This window comes from Neobacillus kokaensis, from assembly GCF_014656545.1.
Taxonomy (GTDB): domain Bacteria; phylum Bacillota; class Bacilli; order Bacillales; family Cytobacillaceae; genus Neobacillus; species Neobacillus kokaensis.
Map to the genome: position 1 here is coordinate 218,346 of NZ_BNDS01000003.1, position 23,327 is coordinate 241,672.

Consider the following 23,327-nt stretch of genomic DNA (forward strand, 5'->3'; position numbering starts at 1 on the left):
AGGGCGGCGTATGCCGTGATCGATATTAGGCATTTCTAACTTTCTATTGAAACGTTAGGAATGCCTTTTTTATTTTAAAAAACAGGAGGAATGAGAGAGATGAAGAGCAGTAATCTAGGGTATCCAAGGATTGGGGAGGACCGCGAATGGAAGAAAACTTTAGAAGGATATTGGACAGGGAAGGTGACAGAATCAGATTTTCTTTTACAGATGGAACAGATTCGGCTCCAACATTTACAAAAGCAAAAGGATTTAGGCATCGATTTGATACCAGTAGGGGAGTTTACTTTTTACGATCATATGCTCGATTTGGCCGTAATGTTTGGGTTTGTTCCAAAAAGATATGACTACGAGGGTGGAGCGGTGCCTCTTTCAACCTATTTTGCGATGGCGCGTGGCAGCAATAGGGCAGTGGCCAGTGAAATGACGAAATGGTTTAACACGAATTACCATTATATTGTCCCAGAACTGGGCGATCGGAAACCAACACTGACTGAAAATAAGCCGCTGCAAGCATATCGTGAAGCAAAAGAAAAGCTAGGGATTGATGGAAAGCCCGTCATCGTGGGTCCATTTACGTTTTTAAAGCTGTCAAAAGGGTTTGGACCAAAGGAATTACCGGCACTTATTTTGCAAATTGTTCCCCTTTACATTCAAGTATTACAAGAGCTAGCAGCAGAGGGAGTACAATGGGTGCAGCTGGATGAACCAATCCTTGTTACATCGATCACAAAAGATGAAATGAAAACAGTTACCTATATCTATAAACAGTTGAATGAAGCGGTGCCGCAGCTAAGAATTATGCTGCAAACCTATTTTGATGCGGTTGAGCACTATGAGGATTTTATGAATTTGCCTGTTGCCGGGGTTGGCTTAGATTTTGTCCACGGTTTGGATGAGAATCTTGAGGCTTTGAAAGAACATGGATTTCCTACGGACAAAGTGCTTGGTGCAGGAATTATTGATGGGCGGAACATTTGGCGTTCTGATTTATCAGTCAAGAAGCAGCTTGTAGACACACTCATAAATATTGTATCAGAGGAACAATTATGGCTGCAGCCTTCCTCCAGCTTGCTGCATGTGCCTGTTACAGTCCGTCATGAAGATCAGTTAAATCCGATCGTAAAAGAAGCATTGGCTTTTGCTGATGAAAAATTGGCTGAAATAAAGTGCTTGGCTGAAAACGCCGCAAATGGCGAAGAAGAACCGTTTGCTCAATCTAAAAAAGCTCTTACCCGCTTGAACCAATCAATAGAGAGAAATCGAAAGGAAATTCAAGAGGCGGCAGCAGCTTTCCTTTCTCAGGATATACAGCGTAATTCCACCTTTGAACAACGTCGGGAAATACAAAAAGCTTGGAACCTGCCGCTCCTTCCGACAACAACAATCGGCAGTTTTCCGCAAACTTTAGAGGTTCGGCAGGCGCGAAGAAAATGGCGAAAAGGCGAATGGACGACAGAAGAATATGATCAATTTATACAAAAGGAAATTCGTAAATGGATTAATATTCAAGAGGATATGGGTCTTGATGTATTCGTTCATGGTGAATTTGAGCGGACTGATATGGTTGAGTTTTTCGGTGAAAAATTAGGCGGATTTGCGTTTACCAAGAACGGCTGGGTGCAATCCTACGGCTCCCGTTGTGTAAAGCCGCCAGTCATTTATGGGGATGTAGAGTTCCTGCAGCAAATGACGGTGAAGGAAAGTGTCTTCGCACAGTCTCTAACTACCAAACCTGTTAAAGGTATGATTACCGGTCCGGTAACGATTCTAAATTGGTCTTTTGTCAGGGACGACCTGACGCGGTCACAGGTAGCTTTTCAAATCGCGGTTGCTTTAAGAAACGAAGTGGAGGCACTTGAGGCAGCAGGGATTAAAATGATTCAGGTGGATGAACCGGCATTGAGAGAAGGACTGCCATTGAAGCAATCAGAATGGGATGATTATTTACAGTGGGCGGTAAAGGCCTTTCGAGTGACAACCTCTTCTATTGCAGATATGACGCAAATACATACCCATATGTGTTATTGTGAATTCCACGATTTTATTGGAGCCATTGACCAGCTTGATGCGGATGTCATTTCGATTGAAACATCGCGAAGTCATGGGGAGCTTGTTTCCGCTTTTCATCAGAATGCCTATCATAAAGGAATCGGGCTTGGCGTCTATGATATCCATAGTCCGCGGGTGCCGTCATGTGAAGAAATCATTGAAGTAATTGAACAAGGTTTAAAGGCTCTTGAAACGAATCAATTCTGGATTAACCCAGATTGTGGATTAAAAACTAGAGGAATTGACGAAACCGTTCGTTCTTTAGCTAATATGGTGACAGCGACACATATAGTTCGTGAGCGCTTGGCCGTGACAAATTAAAGATTCAAGCTAAACCAAAGGCATAGAAATTGCCTTTGGTTTTTTTATATATTTTATTCCTCTTTTTCGAAAAGTAGATTTACAAGTTTACACAATATATGTTAACTTATTTTATATATTAGTTAACATATATTTTCGAAGGGGGAGAATAAATGTCAAACCATTTTTGGATTACCGGTACAGATACAGATGTCGGCAAAACATTAGTCACTACATACTTCATGCACTATTTTCAATCAAAGGGAGAAAACGTCATACCGTATAAGCCGATTCAAACCGGTCTGATTGTCGAAGGTTCAAGGGCATACTACGGAGATACAGAATTCTATCAAACATTTAGCGCGAACACTTTAGTTAAAGAGGATTTGAACAGTTATTCTTTCGTAGAACCTGCTTCACCTCATTATGCAGCCAGATTAGAAGGAGCAAAAATTAATGAAGAGGTTATTCTCCAGCATATCGAGCAGTTAAAGCCAAAATACGACCGTGTCATATGTGAAGGTGCCGGCGGCTTATACGTTCCAATCAATGAGCAGCGTAATTACCATTTTCTCAATCTGATTAAGCAGTCGCAGCTGCCTGCAGTAGTCGTTGCCCGGACAAAATTAGGGACAATTAATCATACTTTACTAACTTTAGAGGCCCTTAAAATCAATGACGTTCCAGTTGCAGGGATTGTCTTTAATGCATTTGAAGACACTGAGCTTGAGAGGGATAACATACAAACCATTCAACAACTCACAAACCTGCCAACGCTTGTCATTCCTAAATTAACAAATCTAGCAGATTTTAAAACTATTGAAATTTCTAACAAACTATTTTTTGAAAGGGTGTTGCATGAATGATTACTGATTTACAAAAAAGAGATTTAGCGCATGTTTGGCACCCTTGTTCACAGATGAAGGATTATGAAGATTTTCCGCCAATTGTCATTAAAAGCGGGAAGGGGATCTATTTATATGATGAAAATGGGAAGCAGTACATAGACGCTGTTTCCTCCTGGTGGGTGAATTTATTTGGACATGCTAATGAGCGGATCAGCAGTGCATTATCACAGCAGGCTTTCCAGCTGGAGCATGCTATATTTGCAAATTTTACCCATGAGCCGGGCATACTTTTAGCAGAAAAATTAGCAGCGATTACACCGGATGGCTTAACAAAAGTATTCTTTGCCGATAACGGTTCATCTGCCATTGAAGTAGCATTAAAAATGAGTTTTCAATATCATGCACAAAAAAATAAGCCAAATAAAAAGCGATTCCTCGCATTAACCGATGCCTATCATGGTGAAACCCTTGGTGCCCTATCAGTAGGAGGAGTTGGACTTTATAATGAGGTTTTTCAACCGCTATTGTTGGATACGGTAAGGGCTCAAGGGCCTGATTGCTTTAGATGCCCATTTAATGAGAAGCCTGAAAGCTGCAAAACACCATGTATTTCTTTTGTTAAGGAAAAATTAAAGCAGCACCATGAGGAAATTAGCGCCATTATTATTGAGCCGTTAATCCAGGCGGCAGCCGGGATGAAGATGTATCCTCCTTCCTATTTGGAAAATTTAAAGGAATTATGCTTGAAATATGATGTGCACCTGATAGCGGATGAAGTGGCAGTCGGATTTGGCCGGACGGGGACGATGTTTGCATGTGAGCAGGCGGGAATTACTCCTGATTTCATATGCTTGTCTAAAGGATTAACGGGCGGTTATTTGCCAATGTCAGTCGTGTTGACGACAGATGAAGTTTATCAAGCCTTTTACGATGACTATGAAACGATGAAGGCCTTTCTTCATTCGCATAGTTATACTGGGAATCCATTAGCATGCCGGGTAGCGCTGGAGGTCCTGCAAATTTTTGAAGACGAGCAGTATATGGAAGTCATTCAAGAAAAAAGTGCATATATGAGGGAGATAGCCTCTAAAACCTTCAGCCGCCTGCCGTATGTCGGCGAATACCGGCAAACCGGTATGGTCGGGGCAATAGAATTGGTGAAAGACAAAGTGACAAAAGAACCTTTTCCAAGTGAGGAACGGGTCGGCTATCAAATTTATCAGATTGCTTTAGAAAAAGGTCTGCTTTTACGACCATTAGGTAACATCCTTTATTTCATGCCGCCATATGTGATCACAAAAGAAGAAATCAAAGCGATGATCGACCTGACAAATGAGGCGTTCCAGCAATATTTCAAGCAAGGCGGTGTTTGAATATTAAAACGACAAATTTAGCATCCGTATCGTTATTTGCCGCTTTAACTGCCATTGGTGCTTTTATAAAAATTCCACTGCCATATGTTCCGTTTACACTTCAGGTGCTGTTTGTTTATTTAGCCGGCAGTCTTTTAGGCAGCAAAAAAGGAATGCTGAGCCAGCTCGTTTATGTCGGCATTGGTTTGGCTGGTGTTCCTGTCTTTACACAAGGAGGAGGAATCGGTTATTTTCTTCAGCCGACATTTGGTTACTTGCTCGGCTTTATTGCCGCCGCCTTTGTCGTCGGGTGGATTATTGAACGGATCGAAAATCCAAAAACGATTCATTTTATCCTTGCGAACTTAGCCGGTATATTTGTCGTGTATTTAATCGGTGTCCCTTATTTATACCTGGCGCTAAATACATGGATGGGGGTAACCAGCAGCTGGGGCCATATTGTGATGGTTGGGTTTGTCTATGGCATCGGCGGTGATCTTATTCTGACAGTACTTGCCGGGGTGTTAACGAAGAGACTGTATAAAGCCTTTCATTCCATTCGGAAACGTCAAGTGAATGTTCAAAAAACAAAATAAAATATTAAATAAGCTATCCTTTCGATGATGAAAGGACAGCTTATTTTGTTTTGATTTAATGCTTCATATTGTTGTTTGAATAATTGTTCATCCCAGCGTTCATATTCATGCCTGCATTCATACTCTGAGTTTGCGGCATCCCTTGTGCAGGGGCAAAGGAATTGACAATTTGCTGTGTATCCTGCTGCGAGAGCTGTGGTACCTGGTAATAATGGTTTTTATTTTGATAAACCGAAAGCTCATAAGCCATTTCAATGCAGTTCGGCACAGAATCAGCAAGAACACGGCGAACAACTGGATTGGTGGTTTCCAATGCGGCCATAGTCTTATGCGATGCACCTGATTTACAAGCTGCAAGAATGGCGCCTGAAATAAACTCATCCGAGATTTCCGTCATGGATTGCATCGGTTTTTTCGGCTGTGCCGGCTTCAATCCATATATGAAGTCATTGCCCTGTGTCATATTATAGCTCTGTGTCCGATGGGATGGATCTTGTCCTGTTTGGAAACACTCCAGGGTGATATTATATTCATCCTGCATAAACTTATATTGACGGTCCATAATGGCAAGTAACTCTTGGTCTTTAACGTGCGGACGCAGCATTAAGTATTGATTCATTGTACCGATTGATCCGGATAAAACCTCATGAACATCAAATACCTCATGACCGCCGTGATTCAATTGCGGTGGTACAGCCCCTGTATGCATATTTTGGTGCACTTGACCCTGTTGATTTTGCATCATAATCTGCTACCTCCTGGTGAGAAATTGACTTGCCAATGATATTATGTGACCCCTGACAAAAGTTATACAACGATTAGTCTGTTTCAAAACGGGATATTTTTCCTATACTCAAACTAATTTGGCGTATCTAATAAAAAAATCACGAGATACCGGTTCTTAAAGAGATATATTGCATCCCGCGAACTTTTTGTTTAAGGTGGCGAAATAAATGGGGAATCCCGCGAAATCCTGGGTAAAGTCCGCGAAATAAAAAGAAAAGTCGGCGAAATAATTTAGAAAACCCGCGAAATTCCGTTACCGAACCCAACGGAACCCAGCCTGAGCGCTAATCTTTAAGCGTGCAGAAAAACTGTAAATGTACATCTTAAAAGAGGTAACTATAAAGGGGTTTGGCGAAATAAGTGGGAAATCCCGCGAAATCCTAGGTAAAATCCGCGAAATAAATTCAAAAGTCCGCGAAATAAAAAGAAAAGTTGGCGAAATAAATTGGAAAACGCGCGAAATTCCGTTACCGAACCTAACGGAACCCAGCCTTAGTCTCTAAGTGTGCACAAAAAACGGTAAGTATACATCTAGAAGAGGTAATATAAAGGGGGGGTAGCGAAATAAATGGGGAATCCCGCGAAATCCTGGGTAAAGTCCGCGAAATAAATTCAAAAGTCCGCGAAAATAATCACAAAACCAGCGAATCATCCACCAATTCCGCGAAATCCCAAAACTCATCAAAAAAAGAGCTGGTTCCCCAGCCCTTTTTAAATCACAATTCTTCCCATTGCCAGCATAATAATAGCTAGAACCGCCAGCAAAACAAATATACAAGCCCATACTAATTCAAACGGTTTGAATGCTTTCTGCACTTTTTCTTTTGCAGCAAACAAGAAGATCAGGATCCCAAGTGAATACAATATGGATGTTAATAATAAATAGCCGACCCCTGCGGCATATAAGATCCAGACCCCATAGACAGATGCTATAATGCCGATGACCATTTGCCCAAATTGTTTCTGCTGCCAGCTGTATTTTGCTTGGTATAAGGCAGAGAATAGGTAAGGAACTAAAATGGTCGAACTCGCCATGGAGAAAGCGAAACTGTATGGCTTATCGGAAACCAAAAGTGTCAGGAGGAATATTTGAATTAAAACTCCTGTAAAAATAAGCGAATTGATTGGTACATTATGCTTATTTTCCTTCGTGAAAAACTTTGGAAACGTTCCATCTCTACCTGCTAAATAAGGAACCTCCGCGGAAAACAAGGTCCAGCCCAGCAAGGCACCCAATAGAGAGACGATTAAACCAAGATTGACAAACGCCGCGCCCCATGGCCCGACAATACTTTCCAATACATAAGCCATTGACGGGCTTTTTAACGCTGCAAGCTCCTCGCGTGTCATCACCCCTAAAGATAATAGCGAGATTAAAATGTAAATGGTTAAGGTGGAAATGACCCCAATTACGGTTGCTTTGCCGACATCCTTTTTATTTTTAGCCCGGCGTGACAGGACAATCGCTCCTTCCACACCAGTAAATACCCAGAGAGTGACAAGCATGGTACTTTTCGTCTGTGCCATTACATCTTTAAAGTCGAATGTTTTGCCACCCCAAAAATCCTTCGTAAAAATATCTATATTAAAGGCAAAAATGGCAATAATGATAAACAGAATAATGGGGATTAACTTTGCAATGGTAACAACGATATTCATGATGGCTGCGGTGTGAATCCCTCTTGAAATAAAGAAAATCAGCAGCCATAGGAATACAGATGCGCCGATTACAGAAGCTAAGTTTGCTCCATTAAATATTGGCAGGAAATAGCCGATTGAACTAAAAAGCAGGGTGAGAAAAGCAATATTCCCCAGCCAGACAGACAGCCAATAACCCCAAGCGGAATTAAATCCAAAGAAGCTGCCAAAGCCAGCTTTTGCAAAACTATAAATCCCGCCTTCCAAATCTGGCCGTTTATTCGTTAAATTTTGAAATGAAAAAACTAATGCCAGTATGCCGATCCCCGTTATAATCCAGCCTAATATAATTGCTCCGGCGTTCGCGCCTGCCGCCATATCGGTGGCAACATTGAAACCGCCCCCGCCAATCTGCGAACCAATTACTAGGGCGATTAAAGCCACAATCCCGAGTTTATTTTCTTTGTTGTTCATATAAACCACCTTCTAATTAAAAGCATTTCAATAAAAAATTTACATTTCTTTTATGTTTGCTAAAACCAGCAGTATCCATACTACACTATTTCATGTTGGGGAACATCAATAAAAAGTGCGACAAACTAAAGTTTAAATTTTCAACAAATAAAAAGACCGCAATCTTTGAATTGAATGCGGCCTATTACCTTAAAGTTTAATGATTTCTCCAATTTTTAGATCATGCTTTTTGATGGTTCCAGCAGGAAGTTCGATAACAGAGTAAGCATTTTTAATTGGCTTAACAATGCGCCATGGCTTAAGGTCCTCGACCAATCTGACAATCCGCCCTTCTTTAGATAAAAAAACAGCATCGATGGAAAAGTTCATAAAGCACATATGAATCGAGTTACAAGGAATAATCCACAATCCTTCCCCTACTAGTTGATCCTTTCGAAACATAAGACCTTTCAATCTCTTAAAAAATGAATCTGCCAGTTCAATAGAGTAAGGAATCGTTCTTATTAATGAGTTCATAGCAAATGCTCCTATTTTGTTTTTTTTTGTTCTATATATAGAATATACAATTTCATTGTCTTGTTCTCAATAATAAACTTTGTAGAACTTTGTCGTACGCTTTTTAGAACAAAAATACTATAAAACTATTTACTTTTTAGGGAAATAAGACTATTATTATCTCAAGGGTTGTTCATTAAATAGAACGGAATGATGAAACTTATAGAACAGGAATTTAGAATTATTGTTCTTTTAATTGAACGAAACTGAAAAACAATAAACCAATTAATAGGAGGAAAAAAACATGTTGAAAAAATTAAAAGATCTAGTAGTAAAAGAAGAAGGACAAGCTTTAACGGAGTATGGGTTGATTATTGCGTTAATTGCAGTGGTAGTGATAGGTGCTTTAACAGCTATTGGTACAGGTTTAGATGGGAAATTTGAAGAAATTAAAAATGCCATAACAGGAGCTGGCGGCGGAGGGGATGCAACCGAATAATTTTTGAAATAATTTATAATCGTCCCTGCTTTTCCTATATGAAAAGCGGGGCTTATTTATAAGAAAGGATCAAAATCCACATGAAAATAGCTATCTTATTAGTTGTACTTTTTTTTAGCCTATATACCGACATAAAGTCTAGAAAGATACTAAATATTGTCACTCTACCTACTATTTTGATTGGCTTGATTTATCACATATCCACTACTGGATTCGAAGGCTTCCTTTTAAGCGGAAAAGGTTTTCTAGTCGGTCTCGGACTTCTCCTAATACCTTATTTACTAGAAGGTATGGGTGCAGGTGATGTGAAATTGATGGCGGCGATTGGCTCCTTAATGGGCGCAAGCTTTGTTTTTCATTCCTTTATCTATACCGCCTTAATTGGTGGGGTAATTGCTATATTACTAATTATCAAACAAAGAGGCTTTATTAACTTAATAAAATCTTTTTTTTACTCTATTATTTTTATGCGCGGTAATCTAGGTTCGATATTAAACCCTAAGGATGAGCACTCAAGTATTTCATTCCCATATGGGGTTGCCATTGTTCTTGGTACATTATGCACGCTTGTCTGGGGTGGATTCTAATGCTAATGAAATCGGAAAAAGGCCAATCACTAGTAGAATTTGCCTTGATTCTGCCGTTACTAGTGATGTTAGTGTTGGGAATTATTGATTTTGGACGGATTTTCCATGCATACTTAACGATTGATCATGCAGGAAGAGAAGCGGCCCGGGCCGCCAGTATCGGAAAAACGCAGGCAGAAGCTGAACAAATTGGTATTAATGCTGGAAAGAGTATTAATTTAACCGATGTAAAAGTATCGCCAGGGTCATCTGGAGCGGATGCCACAGTCACGATAACGTACCCGATAACGTTCCTCACACCAGTAATTGGAAGTGTTGTGGGCGAAATTACATTAACTGATACCACAGTAATGAGGGTGGAATAAATGAAAAGATTTTTAAAATTATTAAATTTGCGTGATGAAAGCGGTGCAACATTCGTAATAATAGCTATTTCAATGGTAGCTTTGCTCGGCTTCTGCGCTATAACAATTGATGGAGGAAGGCTTTACCTGGAAAAAAGTAAACTGCAAAAAGCATTGGATGCTGCTGTACTAGCTGGGGCTCACAAGCTTGTTTTAGCAGAAAAGACAGAAAGTGAAGACCAAGCAAGAACGGTGGCTAAAGATATATCCTCAAAAAATGGCTTTGAACTCTTAGATGCAGATATAAAAGAGGTTGTTCAAAAATCTAATATAAAGGTTGCGAAAACAGTAACAGTTCCACTAACGTTTGCCAAAGTAATAGGAATGAATTCGGCTGATGTATCTGCTTCGGCAAAAGCAAGTATTGATGGATCGTTGAAATCTACTAATGGAATAGCTCCGATTGGAGTAGAGAAAGATTCAGTTGTTCAAAATAAAGAAATAAGGATTACCTGTACAGGAAATGAGAAAGACGAATCAGGAAAAAATAGCCCTGGGAATTGTGGCTTTCTAAGAATAGATGGAACTGGAGCAGCTAAGGTGGAAGAAGGAATAAAAAATGGTAGTAAGAAAACCGTAAAAATAGGTGATACACCACATCCTGAACCAGGGGTAATGAATGGTCCAATTGACAAGGCGGTTGAACTTGCAATTGACTCTTTAATTAATAGTGATAAAGACAAAGAGTGGTGTCAGTCCGCTGCTACAGCTGATAACAACTGTAAAAGAGTAATTTATGTGGTGGTTGTTAAAACTTGGGAGGGGATAAACGGAGCTAGTGATACTGTTGAAATAATAGGTTTTGCTCCCTTTTGGGTAAAAGAATATGATAATAAAAATAATAATGAGGACAAAGATAACGATAAAAGTAAAAGCATCGTAGGACAATTTATTAACGCAGTAAATTCAGGAGACTCCGACAGTAGTTCCAATTATGGATTATATAAGGTAAAACTAGATGAATAGTTTATTTAGGAGTGGAAAGACGGGAGGCACACAATGAACACAAAAAAAATCTGGCTAATTTCATTAGTTCTTGGCTTAGCAGTAGCAGGTTTTGTTTACATATCTATTTTCGCCAAAAATAACCAAACGACCCCTGCAAATGCTACTGCAAGTCAAGAAACGCAGGAAGAAAAGGATAAAAAAGCAGAAGAAGAAGTCGAAAAGGCAAAACAAGCCGAAAAAGAGAAAGCCTTGCAAAGGGAATTCACAAACCCAATTGTCGATGTAGATAAGGGCAAACGAGCAATATCAATCAAGGTTGACTTAGAAATGGGTGTTTCCGGATACGTTGCGCCAAATTCCATGGTGGACGTTGTAGCCTATGAAACTACCAAAGATGAAAAAAAGGATAAAAAGTTTTTATCAGCAGTCCTTGTACTTGAGAATGTGAAAGTGCTTACTTCTGGTAAATCGGCCGATCCTAAGGAAAGTGCGCTTAACTATGAAACGGTGACATTGGAGGTTACTCCTGAACAGGGAGTCATGCTTAGTTTAGCATCTAAAGATAAGAATGGATTCTATTTAATGTTAAGGAATACAGAAGACACCAAAACCGGAAAAACGGGGCTCAAGCAAACAAGAGAAATCATTAAGGAGGATGATAAGTAATGAACATAAACTGGGTTTATTTTTCCGATACAAATGCTCCGCCGGGAGAAATCCAAACTTATTTGGATAAACAGCAATTCCAATTAGCAACAACGAATGAAATAGACAAACTGCATTCCCTTGTGATCGGCAACCATCAAACCGTTTTATTTTTAAAAGCGCATACGCTTTTTAATGTGTATGAACTTTGCCAGGAAATCTCAGCGCTTTACCCGCATGTTTATATCATTTTAATTGTTCCTGATAACTTGGAGAATCTTAGAAAAGCGATGCTGATGGGGGCCTCGGATACGCTCCGTTCATCGTATGAGCTAGGAGAACTGTCTGAGGCGATCTCCCATGCGAAGAAATTCATGCAGCATCGAGCAAAGATGGATCGTACTAGTTTAAACAACATTCCTAAAGAGAAAAGTAGAGTTATCGCAGTTTCTAGTCCAAAGGGTGGTGTGGGAAGAACCGTAGTATCGGTTAATCTTGCTGTTTCGTTTGCTAGGATGGGAAAAAAAGTTGCCATAATTGATGCCAACCTGCAGTTTGGGGAAGTGGCGATTTACAATAATGTGAAACCGAAAAGATCTATTTATGAATGGGTCAAGGAAGGATATGGCCGGGAGCATTTTTCTATTACTCAATATATGACAAATGTGGAAGGGAATGTGGCTGTGCTTGCAGCCCCGCCGAGACCTGAATTCTTTGAAGGGATTACAGAAAAACATATTAGAGAGGCAATTGAAGATGCTAAAAAGTTCTATGACATTATTTTAATCGATATGCCTGTCTATTTATCTAAGATTCACTTGCACTGTTTAGATCTGGCCGACGAAATTTTGCTTCTTACCCTTAATGAACTATCTAGTCTGCGTCTGGCACAGCTTTATTTAGAAACGTTAGAATCTATTAATCTAAAAGGTAAAGTAAAGCTCGTCCTGAATCGTTTTGTGAAAGGGCAGGCCCTTGAGCTAAAAAGAATCGAAGAAATTTTAGCGAAAGAAGTTTATCATATCTTACCTGAACATGTGAATATTGTTGCTTCTTCGATTAAAGCAGGGCAGCCATTTATTCTGTCAAATTCCAGAAGCAATATCGGGAAATCAGTTTTGAATTTGTCCGAAAAGCTTGTTCCGAAAGAGGACGGGGCAGCGGAAGTGAAGAAACGGAAAAAATGGTTTAAAGTTGGAAAGTAGGTGAACGAGAAACATGAGCTTATTTAAACGATATTTAGATGAGGCTAATATGACGACAGCCGTTAAAAATCATGTGGAAAGACCGGTTTCAAAAAAGTCCCAAGAATTTTGGGAAGTAGAAAACGATCTTTATAATTATTTGCTGGCAGAACTAAAAAAGTTTCCTGGCCAGGATAAACATACAGAAAACAGGAAGATTGAAGAATTATCGGGAGCTTTTTTTGAGCAGGAAGGAACCAGGCTGACATTTGAAGAAAAACAAGAGGCTTTGGCCTATGTAAAAGATGAACTGCTGGCATATGGACCAATCACTCCCTTACTAGAAAACCCGCAAATTAGTGAGGTAATGGTCAACCATTTCGATGAGGTCTATTACGAGAAAAACGGGAGGGTTTATAAAAGCCAAGTAAATTTCATGGATAATCAGCATGTCATGCGTGTGATTGAACGGATTGTATCCCCAATCGGCCGTCGTATTGACGAAAGCTCCCCAATGGTTGATGCCCGTCTGCCGGACGGTTCGCGTGTAAATGCCATTATCCCTCCACTTGCGCTGAAAGGACCAAGCCTGACGATTCGTAAATTCTCTGAAACACCTTTTACAATAAGGGATTTAATCCACTTCGGTACTTTAAACGAAATGATGGCGGAGTTTTTAGAGGTTTGTGTTAAATCGAAGCTGAATGTCTTTATCAGCGGGGGGACAGGTTCAGGGAAAACCTCCACCTTAAATGTGTTATCTTCATTCATCCCTAACTCGCACCGAATAGTGACGATTGAGGATGCTGCCGAACTTCGGCTTTATCAGGACCATATTGTATCGCTTGAATCTCGGCCGCCGAATATCGAAGGAAAAGGCGAAATCACGATCCGGGATTTAGTCAGGAACTCTCTGCGGATGCGGCCAGACCGTATCGTCGTTGGTGAGGTTCGTGGTGCAGAGGCGTTGGATATGCTACAGGCGATGAATACTGGTCATGACGGCGGTTTGAGTACCGGTCACGCCAATTCCCCAAGAGATATATTATCCCGTTTGGAAACGATGGTGTTAATGGCCGGGTTTGATTTGCCAGTTAAAGCTATCCGAGAACAAATTGCCAATGCCCTCGACATCATTGTCCATCAATCAAGAATGAAGGACGGTACGAGAAAAATTACCCATATCACAGAAGTGTTAGGTCTCGAAGGCGAAACAATCGTCCTCCAGGATCTATTCATTTATAAAGAAACAGGCTACACATCTGATGGTCACATTGAAGGGAAGTTCATCAGTACCGGTATTCGTCCAAGCTTTGCCGAGCAGCTTGAGGTGAATGGATATAAAATACCTGCTTCTTGGTTTACCGGAGAGTGGCAGCTATGAAAATTGCCATCGAATTAACCATCATTATTATTGTTGCGACTATTTTAATATTTCTACTACTAAAAAGTTATTCTTATAAAAGAAGAATCGCTAACCGCATCAAAGAATTTTTACCCTCACCAGAAGTTATGGAAGATGTAGGATTCCAGGAAAAAAAGCCATCATTTTTAAAACGTTTCTTACTTTCTGTTGCCAATGTTTTCAAAAATGTCCGGTTTAGTGAAAGTACCGAAAAGATTTTAGCGGAAGCCGGCAGTCCTCTGAAACCTGAGGAATTTTTTGCTTTCAGAATTATCACAGCTGCTGCTTTAGCACTGTTAATCGGCTTTCTTGGACTACCGTGGTATACGCTAATTTTCGTTGTGGTCATCGGCTTTATTTTACCGAAAGAGTTCATGAAGCAAAAACGGAAAAAACGCTTGGCACGGATCAACTATCAATTAATTGAAGTATTAGGTATGAAAGCTAATTCCATGCGGGCGGGCTTTAGTTTTATGCAGGCGATGCAGCTTGTAGGCAGAGAGGTTCCAGATCCGCTTGGTCCGGAATTTGACCGGGTTGTTCGTCAGGTTGCCTTGGGAGTACCGTTGGACGATGTGTTTCAAGAAATGGTTGAGAGATTGCCGAACAAAGAACTTGAAGTGGTGGTTAGGGCCATTCTTGCACAGCGAAAAAGCGGCGGAAATTTAGCACAGCTGCTAGAAACGATGGAGGATACGATCCGAGGCAGAGTGCGGATTTTAGAAGAATTGCGAACATTAACCTCGCAAGGACGGATGTCTTCATGGATCATCACCTTGCTGCCGGTTGCCCTTGGTTTGTATTTAACTCTCGTAAACTGGGAATATTTTTCTCCGATGTTTCAGCACCCATTAGGCTGGATGATGCTTTTTGTTGGGGCAGCGGCCAATATTATCGGCTGGGTATTCATCCGGAAAATCATCCAAATAGAGGTGTAGAAAATGTTGAATGTAATTTTACTATTTTTAATGGTTGGTTTTTTTACCACATTTTTAGCTGCTGTTTTAGCATCAGTTTTTAAAAAGCAGCTTGCATTCCAAGCACGTGTCCACAAGTATTTTGGTGAAACGTTGATGCCACATAAAGAAGACCCTTTGAAGGAAAAGAAAGGCGGCAGGTTAAAAGAGCTATTCAGTGTTTACTGGGATAAAGGAACGAAGGTGTTAAATAAACGGCTGTCACTTAATGAAAGAAAGAAACTAGATATGCTGTTGCGAGATGCGGGTTATCCATTTAAATCGCCGATTGACTTTAGATTGTTTCAAATTGTTTTAAGTGCTGGGATCAGCCTGCCGATTTTCTTCTTAATATTGCCTTTAGCTGAAAATAAGCTATTAGTCTGGGTAATGATTTTTACATTGGCAATGTTAGGTTTCCGTCTTCCGATATTTTTTCTTGGAAAAAAGCGGACGGCTAGAATCAAAGCGATCAATACAGCGATGCCGGATTACTTCGATACCGTTAACCTTTTGCTTGAGGCCGGGATGGGGCTGGACCTAGCCTTGACAGAAGTTTCGAAAAAAATTAAAGGCCCCTTGGCAGACGAATTTTTACAAACATTAGAGGAAATGAAACTTGGAAAATCAAGACGGGAGGCATTTTACGATCTTCGCAGACGGGTTCCTTCTGATTCCTTTCAAAGCATCATCACCGCACTTATTCAGGCGGATCAGCTGGGCATTGGGATGGCGAAGGTTTTGGGGAATTTAACTATTCGAATTCGTGAACAGCGCCGGGAAGCAGCCCGTGAGCAAGCGATGAAAGCTCCGGTAAAAATGCTGTTTCCAATGGTATTTTTCATTTTTCCCTCATTGTTTATAGTTATTTTAGGCCCATTGGTCATCTATTTGGTTACCAAAGGGCTTGGAGGGTAGGGTATAACGATAATATCGTAGAAATTTAAGGAGTTGAAAATGCGAGGAGAGATACGATGGATGGAAATAAACTTAAACAGCTGCGTGGGGATAAAGGTTTGTCGTTAACGAAATTAAGTGAGCTTACGGGTATTTCCAAGTCTTATTTAAGTTTAATGGAAAGGGATATTCAAACAAACCCCAGCTTGGACATTTTAGAGAAAATTGCTAGAATATTAGAGGTAGAAGTTGACTATTTCGTAAATAACACGGAACCTTTTAGAAAGAAAAAGAGTTCAGTTAAAAGTACATTAAAGGTAGAAATTGAGTTATCAGAGGACCAGCTTAGCCCTCAAAAATTACAGCAAATTCAACAATTACTTAATGTTATCAATACAGACTAGTCATTAAAAAAAGAGAACGGTTCTTGTTCTCTTTTTTAATTATGAAATGATTATATTGTGGAGTATTGAAAGAAAGCTAAGAAATACTAAACTGCCTACAATGGAGAACATCCATTTAAAAAGAGGTTGTCGCATTTTAAAAAAAAGAAGTGAAACCAATAAACTGGCCCATCCAAGGATTACTAAAATTATGAAGCCATCAATGACGATGTAAGGCAGTTTTCCCCAATAAACTACTCCTCCCAAGCTGCTGCTTATTAAAAATGGATTAAGCAAATCTGCTGATTTTGATATAACCGGCTGAGCTTTCTTTTCAAGTGCCTTCCCTAAGGCCAATGGATATAGAAAGTACGGCAGCACCAATCCGAATCCAGTCCCTGTGATGAGCCTTCGCATATTAGAACTTTCGAATAAATGGGTATAGGAGCCCAGACCGTCTATTATCATCGGCACCATTAATAATAGAAGAAAAAAGCTCCATTTGACAGTAGGTATGGTGATGTTTGTCTTTCTTTTTGAAATATGTAAATAAATAAGCGACGAAAAGATCCCGATGTAGATGCCGGTATCGCGAGCACAGACGGATAGTACCTCTCCGGAGGCAAGGAGTGAACGTTCTTCGAGTTGATGGCAGATCGCTCTGCCGAAAAAGTGGAGAAACTCATGCAGCAAAGTGAACACTCCTTTAAAAATCAAAGTTTGCGAAATTCTGTTTAAAGTCAGCGAAATAAAACGATAAATCGGCGAAATTCTGCCTGAAATCGGCGAAATAAAATTGAAAAACGGCGAAATTCTCCACGAAAACGGCGAAATCTAAAAACTATACGAGTTCGAAAAGGCCAACCCGCGGAACTCCATTGAGAATCGGCGGAAAAAAACACAAAACCCGCGGAATTCCACCCCGACTCCGCGGGATAAAATACAAATTTCGCGAAATAAAACACAAATTCCGCGAAATTAAACACAAATCCCGTAGAATGGCCATACCGAACAACCGAACTCAACTAATACCCTGAAAATGCTGGCAGAACGGATAAAGCTGATAAGGCAAACCAACACACACAGCTAAGAACAATCGAAACAATGGAGACGATTAAACAGTTCTTGCCAATTCCTTTTTTATCAAGATCTTGGTCATTCATCCAGATGATCCCTAATATAATTCCAACAATAGGTATAAAAAATGATACCAGATAAAGCAAAAATTTCATTCCACCTGACACACGATCACCTCCATGGATAATAAAAGGGGCTCGCCCGCCCCCAAACAGGAAAATCTATGCTCAATGAAATGTATGTTAGACATGGCTTAAAATTGCCTGTCTGCATTTTGGAAATTTCTTGGTTCATTTGTTACCATTTTCTTCCCTTTTCAGGTAGAATAAAAATAGAAGATTTTGTAATAACTTGTCTAAATTTCTATTTATATACCGATATTTTAATAAAAATGTAATATTTTTAATATAATAGAAACAATTCGAATTGAATATCGTCTATAATGATGAAAGGGAAAATTAAAACAGCAGTGAGGTATTAAACTATGGGGAAATCTAGGCGCGGTTGGCAGTTTGGGTCTTTCATTCTGGTCATTCTAATTGGTATTTTTTTTGCTGGATTATCGGTGACAAATTATTTTCAGGCAAAAGCAGCGGTAAAACCTGCTAATCATGGAAAAAATGAAAATAGTAATCAGGTAAATTCAATAAATTTAACGCCAGAAATGATTAGACAGATTACGGAAGATTTTAACCTGGAAAAAGAGTGGATTCAAAAACAGCAAGCAAAAGCACTTGCTTGGAGCAATATGAAAGAGATTAGTCAAGTGCCAGCAAAACCAACAAAAGATACAGCCGCGGCACCGCCTGCCACTAAAGACCAAACAACTCCTCTACCAGTAAAGAAACCAGCCAAAACAGTCAAGTCACAGCAAAAACCAACAAAGCCGGTTCATAGCGGAACAAAAAAGAAAATTGTCTATTTAACATTTGATGATGGTCCAGCTGCAATTTCGGGTGATATCATTGCACTTTTAGAAAAACACTCTTTTAAAGCTTCATTCTTTATGATCGACGGGAATATTCGGAGATATCCAGAAGCCGTTAAATTAATGGTGAAATCTGGTGAAGCAATAGGCCTTCATAGCGTATCACATGATCCAAAACGATTTTATGCCTCAGTTCATTCGGTTCTAGGTGAGTTAAACCAAAATCGTAATACCTTAAAGGAAGTTTCCGGCATCGATTCTTTCTTGATGAGGACACCATATGGCAGCTACCCGAAAATGAAACCTGAGTATCGGAAAGCTGTAGAAGAACATGGTTATTTCATGTGGGATTGGAATATTGACAGCAAGGATTGGTACTATAAGGACGGAAGATATGTTGATAGTGTCATCGAGCAGTTAAACAGAATGAACCATCATCAGGGACCAATAGTGATTCTGCTGCATGAACGGAATGAAACACTTGCACACTTGCCGAAGCTGCTTGATTATTTAAGCAAACATGGATATATCAGTAAAGCGATTGACAGTTCGATGACCCCCTTTCAATTCAAAGCTAGGTAAAAGAAAAATAGACAAAAATTATTAAAAAAGGACAAAATACCTAACGATTTGATATAATATGCAGAGAATCGAAAAAATTCTATACTGAATATAATGGGGATCGATAATGGCCTATGATCAATAAATTTATGCAGAGCAGCTCCTTTAAGCGAATTTTAATCTTTGTGTTCATTGCGCTTATTATATATGCAATGAAATCGATGATTAATTTAATATTACTTACATTTATATTTACTTTTCTAATGGATCGGTTAGTTCAATTTATAGAAGGGAAGATTCCCCTTAACCGGAAACTGCTTGTGATTATTTCCTACTCCAGTATTGTCGGATTGCTCTCATATGGACTGGTTATGTACCTGCCAATGATTGCTGGTGAAATTTCAACATTAATTAAGCAGTTAACAGCATTCTATACGGCAAAACATGATAATGTAATATTAAATTACATTGTTGAACGTATTGAAAAAATAAATGTTTCCAGCTATTTAGAACAAGGTGTGACCTATTTATTAAAATCTTTCAGTGATATTAGTAAAGTCGGCATACAAATTCTAATGGCCTTGTTATTAAGTTTATTTTTCTTGTTGGAAAAACCAAGATTAATCGAGTTTACAAAGAAATTCAAAACGAGCAAAGTTTCATCCATCTATGCAGAAATTGAATTTTTTGCTAACAAATTCGTAAGAACATTCGGGAAAGTGATCGAAGCACAATTGATTATTGCAGTAGTCAATTGTATACTAACAACGATTTCTTTATGGCTGCTCGACTTTCCGCAGCTTGGCGGTTTATCGATTATGGTCTTTGTGTTAGGCTTGATTCCTGTTGCCGGGGTGATTATTTCGTTAATTCCGCTGGTCATTATTGCATATAGTATCGGCGGAATTATGAAGGTGCTATATGTCGGAATTGCCATTGCTGTGATCCACGCAGTAGAGGCTTATATCTTGAATCCTAATTTGATGAGTTCGAAGACAAACCTGCCAGTGTTTTATACGTTTATTGTTTTGATTTTTTCAGAGCACTTTTTTGGCATTTGGGGACTGATTGTAGGGATTCCGGTGTTTGTCTTCCTACTGGATATCCTTGAAGTAACAGATAATGAAAAGGTATAACAAAAAAGCCCATTAATATGGGCTTTTTAAATTAAATCATGGTACCTTAATGGTAAGGACTAAGAGGGGGTTCAGGGAATGAGCGAATGTAAATTAGACCACTCACATGAAGACGTCAAACATAAGTATGAGTCGCAGGCAGGCTTTTTACCGGAGGATATGAAGCTGTTATTTGAACAATTCTTTGCAAAGGAGCACACACAGGATTTATTAAACGAAGTGTTTCATTTGTTGAAAAAATATGATTTAGCGGATGAACAGGAACAAAGTGAACGAAATAACCGGCTGTATTTAATATTGAAAAATGTGTAATAGAAAGGGATCTGCGTTTTAAAAACGTTAGGTCCCATTTTATTTTCTAGTTTAAAAATGCCAATGAATCATGAAAAAGGGTATATTAAAAATGATAATTTATTTAGAAAAGGGGATTCGATGGGAGAATTACTTCGATTATTAAAACGTGGAAATAAATCAGCAATGTTTGCCGCGATCATTAATACGATCATTGCAGTGATTAAGGGGGTGGCTTACTTTTTTACTGGGAATGTTGCGATGTTTGCGGAAACCATGCATAGTTTAGGGGATGCCGCCAATCAATTTTTTGTCTTTGTAGGCTCCGCCTTAAGTAAGAAGGCTCCTACAGAAAAGTTTCCGAATGGGTTTGGCCGTTTAGTTAATTTAGTTTTATTAGGTGCTGTTTTAATTGTCGGTATCATGGCATTTGAAACGATTCAAGAAGGGTATCATCATGTCATCCATCCAACTGCGTCCGGCGGATTTGTTATCAACATTTCTGTTTTAGCGATTTCTACAATCCTTGAAACCTTTGTTCTATTTAAAGCGATGAAGGAAATATTGCATGAGCTGGACATTCAGGCCAATGGTCTAAATGTATTTTTTAAAAGCTTTGCTAATTTAGGAAGAGCTAAGCCAGCCACCAAGCTCGTTTTTATGGAAGATCTTGTTGCAACTTTGGGTGGATTGTTAGCGATTGCTGCCGTAGTCATTTCTCATTTTACCCAATACCATCAGCTGGAAGGAATTGCTTCAATCCTCATTGGGATTATGATGTTTTTTGTAGTGGGGAAGGTCTTTTTAGATAATGCTGCCGGTGTCATTGGACAGGCAGATGAAGAAATGGAACATAAGATTGGATCTATTGTAATGGCAGATCCTGATGTAAAAGATATTCAATCGATTACCGTTATTAAAGAAGGAGAAGATTTGCACGTTGAACTGGAAATTGAAGTCGATCCGAAAATAACGGTAGCAGCAGCTGATGATATAAAAGACCGCTTAGAGGAGAGAATATTAACAGAAAAAGGTATTGTAGATGTTACGATCGAATTTGATGAGGAGGATGGAGTAATGACGTGGAAGGATCCAAATGAACCTGCTCCCGAACGCTAGTATTTTATTGAAGGAATAATATGTCTGTAATTTGGGAATCTATTTCTATAGACATTGATTGGGGAGGGTTTAGGATGGCTGAGCGAAGTAATAGGTTATCGAGTGCCGAAATCGCTGGATTATGGGAAACATACATACAAGAGAGTATGGCCGTTTGCTTACTTACGTACTTCATGCATCATAATACAGATGAAGAAATAGGAAATATACTCCAAAGTGCTTACAAGATCAGCGAAGAGCATGTCGAACAAATTTGTACCCTATTTCAAGCAGAAGGCATTCCCATCCCAGACGGTTTTTCGAAAGAAGATCTTGATTTGTCAGCCCCGCCATTGTTTTACGATGTATTCGGCCTTAGTTTTGTTTATTCTATGAGCCGGATGTCGATGATCAATACAGGATTTATTACAGCGAATGTTGCACGTAACGATGTGCTGGACTTTTTTGTAACGATGGTTAAGCAGACCGCGAATTTATATCAGGAGTCAACGGCGTTAATGCTGTCGAAAGGGATTTATGACAGACCGCCCATGGTCCCCTATCCAGATCAGGTTGAATATATAAAAAAGCTTTCCTATATTGGTGGGTTTGGAAAAAAACGGCCGATCAATGCAGCTGAAATTTCTGAAATCTTTTTCAATATTGAACGAAATTATTTTTCTGTCTTGCTTTGCATGGGTTTGCAGCAGGTAGTAAAGGATAAAGAAATTCATCAGTATATCACGGATGGGAAGAGAATTTCTGAAAGTCAAATTAATGCATTTAACGATATTCTTGAGAAAGAGCAGCTGTTGGGAATTGTAACTACATCTGTGGATGTTACGACTTCAACAGTTAATCCTTTTTCAGAACGGCTTATTGTTACCCTGTTTAATTCTTTAAACGGGATTGATGTTACATTACTTGGACATGCATTATCGTTATCTATGAGGACAGACTTAGCTGCATTATATCAAAAATATATCATGGAAGTATTAGCCTATACGGCGAAAGGTTTTAAACTCATGGTAGACCGTGGCTGGGCACAAAAGCCGCCCCATGCTCCGGATCGAAGAATTTTTGAGAGGATGTAAAAAGGTTCGCGGGCATCCGCGAACCTTTAGCTATATTCAAGCTCCTTCTAAAACTGGTGCTAGAACTTATTCCCAAGGCTTACTTGTCGTTAAGTATGACGCTAAATCTTTACTGTTTTTTCTATGTTCCTTCCGTTTCTCTGCTCTTGCTTTTCCAGTCTCAAACAGTTTTTTCTCTTCATCAGTCTCTGGAATAACGGCGGGAACCTTCGTCGGCTTTCCGTCTTCATCAAGAGCAACAAAGGTTAAGAAGGCAGTTGCTGCAATTTTTCTTTCCCCGGAGATCATGTTTTCCGCGATAATTTTGACAAAAACCTCCATTGAAGAATTCCCGGTCCAGGTGACAAATGATTCAAAGCAAACAGAATCCTTTGGTGTTATGGGGCTAAGGAAATCAACTGAATCCGTTGAAGCTGTTACACATTCTTTTCTAGAATGCCTCGTCGCTGAAATGGATGCCAGCATATCCGCATCACTCATCAGCTTGCCGCCAAACAATGTATGATGGTCGTTTACATCATTTGGGAATACCCTCATGGTTCTCACAACTCTTGATTCATTGCATTTTTTTGCTTCCAACAATAAACCCTCCAATATGTTTAACTATTCTTATTTTACCCTAACATTCCCGAATGTCTCTTTTATTGAAAAGTCAAATTTTGTGGTACAGTAAAGGTATGAGACGTCAGGAGG

At 39.5% G+C, this 23,327-nt stretch carries 25 protein-coding genes; 19 read left to right on the plus strand and 6 right to left on the minus strand.

The window, feature by feature from the left end; all coding sequences use genetic code 11:
* The first annotated feature begins 99 nt into the window (after positions 1-99).
* The 4 genes from metE (at position 100) to IE222_RS05550 (ending at position 5,148) form a co-directional block, all read left to right on the plus strand.
* A complete protein-coding gene (gene metE / locus IE222_RS05535) occupies positions 100-2,373 on the plus strand; it encodes a 5-methyltetrahydropteroyltriglutamate--homocysteine S-methyltransferase (protein ID WP_370465010.1) in 2,274 nt (757 codons plus the stop codon).
* A gap of 152 nt (positions 2,374-2,525) precedes the next feature.
* Entirely contained in the window at positions 2,526-3,218 is a 693-nt protein-coding gene (bioD, locus tag IE222_RS05540; RefSeq protein WP_191270537.1) for a dethiobiotin synthase, read from the plus strand.
* On the plus strand, positions 3,215-4,573 hold the full coding sequence (gene bioA, locus IE222_RS05545) for an adenosylmethionine--8-amino-7-oxononanoate transaminase (protein WP_191270539.1): 1,359 nt from the start codon (positions 3,215-3,217) through the stop codon (positions 4,571-4,573). The genes bioD and bioA overlap by 4 nt, the downstream gene beginning before the upstream one ends.
* 2 nt (positions 4,574-4,575) lie before the next feature.
* Entirely contained in the window at positions 4,576-5,148 is a 573-nt protein-coding gene (locus IE222_RS05550; RefSeq protein ID WP_223282595.1) for a biotin transporter BioY, read from the plus strand.
* A gap of 55 nt (positions 5,149-5,203) precedes the next feature.
* On the opposite strand, the gene IE222_RS05555 is transcribed toward IE222_RS05550, so the two are convergent.
* From IE222_RS05555 to IE222_RS05565, 3 genes are all read right to left on the minus strand, one after another.
* Positions 5,204-5,890: a spore coat protein gene (locus IE222_RS05555; RefSeq protein WP_191270873.1), complete on the minus strand. Its 687-nt coding sequence runs from the start codon at positions 5,888-5,890 to the stop codon at positions 5,204-5,206.
* A 755-nt stretch (positions 5,891-6,645) separates the two neighbouring features.
* Positions 6,646-8,046 (minus strand): arginine-ornithine antiporter, encoded by a 1,401-nt coding sequence (arcD, locus tag IE222_RS05560; RefSeq protein WP_191270542.1) that lies wholly within the window; start codon positions 8,044-8,046, stop codon positions 6,646-6,648.
* A gap of 189 nt (positions 8,047-8,235) precedes the next feature.
* Positions 8,236-8,562 carry a DUF192 domain-containing protein gene (locus tag IE222_RS05565; RefSeq protein WP_191270544.1) on the minus strand — a complete coding sequence of 109 codons (327 nt, stop codon included), beginning with the start codon at positions 8,560-8,562 and terminating at the stop codon, positions 8,236-8,238.
* 283 nt (positions 8,563-8,845) lie between these two features.
* Here IE222_RS05565 and IE222_RS05570 point away from each other — a divergent pair, with 283 nt between their 5' ends.
* The 10 genes from IE222_RS05570 to IE222_RS05615 all read left to right on the plus strand — a co-directional run bounded on the left by IE222_RS05570 (position 8,846) and on the right by IE222_RS05615 (position 16,470).
* Complete coding sequence (locus IE222_RS05570) at positions 8,846-9,040, plus strand: Flp family type IVb pilin (RefSeq protein WP_191270546.1); 195 nt, start codon at positions 8,846-8,848, stop codon at positions 9,038-9,040.
* An 80-nt stretch (positions 9,041-9,120) separates the two neighbouring features.
* Positions 9,121-9,627, plus strand: coding sequence for an A24 family peptidase (locus IE222_RS05575; RefSeq protein WP_191270548.1), 507 nt, complete (start codon positions 9,121-9,123; stop codon positions 9,625-9,627).
* Positions 9,627-9,992 carry a TadE/TadG family type IV pilus assembly protein gene (locus IE222_RS05580; protein WP_191270550.1) on the plus strand — a complete coding sequence of 122 codons (366 nt, stop codon included), beginning with the start codon at positions 9,627-9,629 and terminating at the stop codon, positions 9,990-9,992. Before IE222_RS05575 ends, IE222_RS05580 begins: the two co-directional genes overlap by 1 nt.
* Entirely contained in the window at positions 9,993-10,997 is a 1,005-nt protein-coding gene (locus IE222_RS05585) for a TadE/TadG family type IV pilus assembly protein (protein ID WP_191270552.1), read from the plus strand.
* Positions 10,998-11,030: 33 nt separating this feature from the next.
* Complete coding sequence (cpaB, locus tag IE222_RS05590; RefSeq protein WP_191270554.1) at positions 11,031-11,645, plus strand: Flp pilus assembly protein CpaB; 615 nt, start codon at positions 11,031-11,033, stop codon at positions 11,643-11,645.
* Positions 11,645-12,829 carry a CpaE/TadZ family protein gene (locus IE222_RS05595; protein WP_191270556.1) on the plus strand — a complete coding sequence of 395 codons (1,185 nt, stop codon included), beginning with the start codon at positions 11,645-11,647 and terminating at the stop codon, positions 12,827-12,829. Before cpaB ends, IE222_RS05595 begins: the two co-directional genes overlap by 1 nt.
* Before the next feature lie 13 nt (positions 12,830-12,842).
* Positions 12,843-14,192 (plus strand): TadA family conjugal transfer-associated ATPase, encoded by a 1,350-nt coding sequence (locus tag IE222_RS05600; RefSeq protein WP_191270558.1) that lies wholly within the window; start codon positions 12,843-12,845, stop codon positions 14,190-14,192.
* Positions 14,189-15,151, plus strand: coding sequence for a type II secretion system F family protein (locus IE222_RS05605; RefSeq protein ID WP_223282587.1), 963 nt, complete (start codon positions 14,189-14,191; stop codon positions 15,149-15,151). The genes IE222_RS05600 and IE222_RS05605 overlap by 4 nt, the downstream gene beginning before the upstream one ends.
* Before the next feature lie 3 nt (positions 15,152-15,154).
* Positions 15,155-16,087 (plus strand): type II secretion system F family protein, encoded by a 933-nt coding sequence (locus IE222_RS05610; protein ID WP_223282588.1) that lies wholly within the window; start codon positions 15,155-15,157, stop codon positions 16,085-16,087.
* Positions 16,088-16,143: 56 nt separating this feature from the next.
* On the plus strand, positions 16,144-16,470 hold the full coding sequence (locus tag IE222_RS05615; protein ID WP_191270572.1) for a helix-turn-helix domain-containing protein: 327 nt from the start codon (positions 16,144-16,146) through the stop codon (positions 16,468-16,470).
* A gap of 39 nt (positions 16,471-16,509) precedes the next feature.
* Here IE222_RS05615 and IE222_RS05620 read toward each other — a convergent pair whose 3' ends face one another.
* Positions 16,510-17,142 (minus strand): DUF2085 domain-containing protein, encoded by a 633-nt coding sequence (locus tag IE222_RS05620; RefSeq protein WP_191270574.1) that lies wholly within the window; start codon positions 17,140-17,142, stop codon positions 16,510-16,512.
* Positions 17,143-17,474: 332 nt separating this feature from the next.
* Positions 17,475-17,693 (minus strand): hypothetical protein, encoded by a 219-nt coding sequence (locus IE222_RS05625; RefSeq protein WP_191270575.1) that lies wholly within the window; start codon positions 17,691-17,693, stop codon positions 17,475-17,477.
* Between the two features lie 317 nt (positions 17,694-18,010).
* Here IE222_RS05625 and IE222_RS05630 point away from each other — a divergent pair, with 317 nt between their 5' ends.
* The 5 genes from IE222_RS05630 to IE222_RS05650 all read left to right on the plus strand — a co-directional run bounded on the left by IE222_RS05630 (position 18,011) and on the right by IE222_RS05650 (position 22,634).
* Positions 18,011-19,036 carry a polysaccharide deacetylase family protein gene (locus tag IE222_RS05630; RefSeq protein WP_191270577.1) on the plus strand — a complete coding sequence of 342 codons (1,026 nt, stop codon included), beginning with the start codon at positions 18,011-18,013 and terminating at the stop codon, positions 19,034-19,036.
* 113 nt (positions 19,037-19,149) lie between these two features.
* A complete protein-coding gene (locus IE222_RS05635; RefSeq protein WP_191270579.1) occupies positions 19,150-20,151 on the plus strand; it encodes an AI-2E family transporter in 1,002 nt (333 codons plus the stop codon).
* A 78-nt stretch (positions 20,152-20,229) separates the two neighbouring features.
* Entirely contained in the window at positions 20,230-20,463 is a 234-nt protein-coding gene (locus tag IE222_RS05640) for a group-specific protein (protein ID WP_191270581.1), read from the plus strand.
* Positions 20,464-20,583: 120 nt separating this feature from the next.
* Positions 20,584-21,561 carry a cation diffusion facilitator family transporter gene (locus IE222_RS05645; protein ID WP_191270875.1) on the plus strand — a complete coding sequence of 326 codons (978 nt, stop codon included), beginning with the start codon at positions 20,584-20,586 and terminating at the stop codon, positions 21,559-21,561.
* Between the two features lie 74 nt (positions 21,562-21,635).
* Positions 21,636-22,634 (plus strand): DUF3231 family protein, encoded by a 999-nt coding sequence (locus tag IE222_RS05650; protein WP_191270582.1) that lies wholly within the window; start codon positions 21,636-21,638, stop codon positions 22,632-22,634.
* A gap of 66 nt (positions 22,635-22,700) precedes the next feature.
* On the opposite strand, the gene IE222_RS05655 is transcribed toward IE222_RS05650, so the two are convergent.
* The gene (locus IE222_RS05655; RefSeq protein ID WP_191270877.1) at positions 22,701-23,171 is read right to left on the minus strand and encodes an acyl-CoA thioesterase; all 471 of its coding nucleotides are present in this window, start codon (positions 23,169-23,171) and stop codon (positions 22,701-22,703) included.
* Between the last annotated feature and the right edge of the window lie 156 nt (positions 23,172-23,327).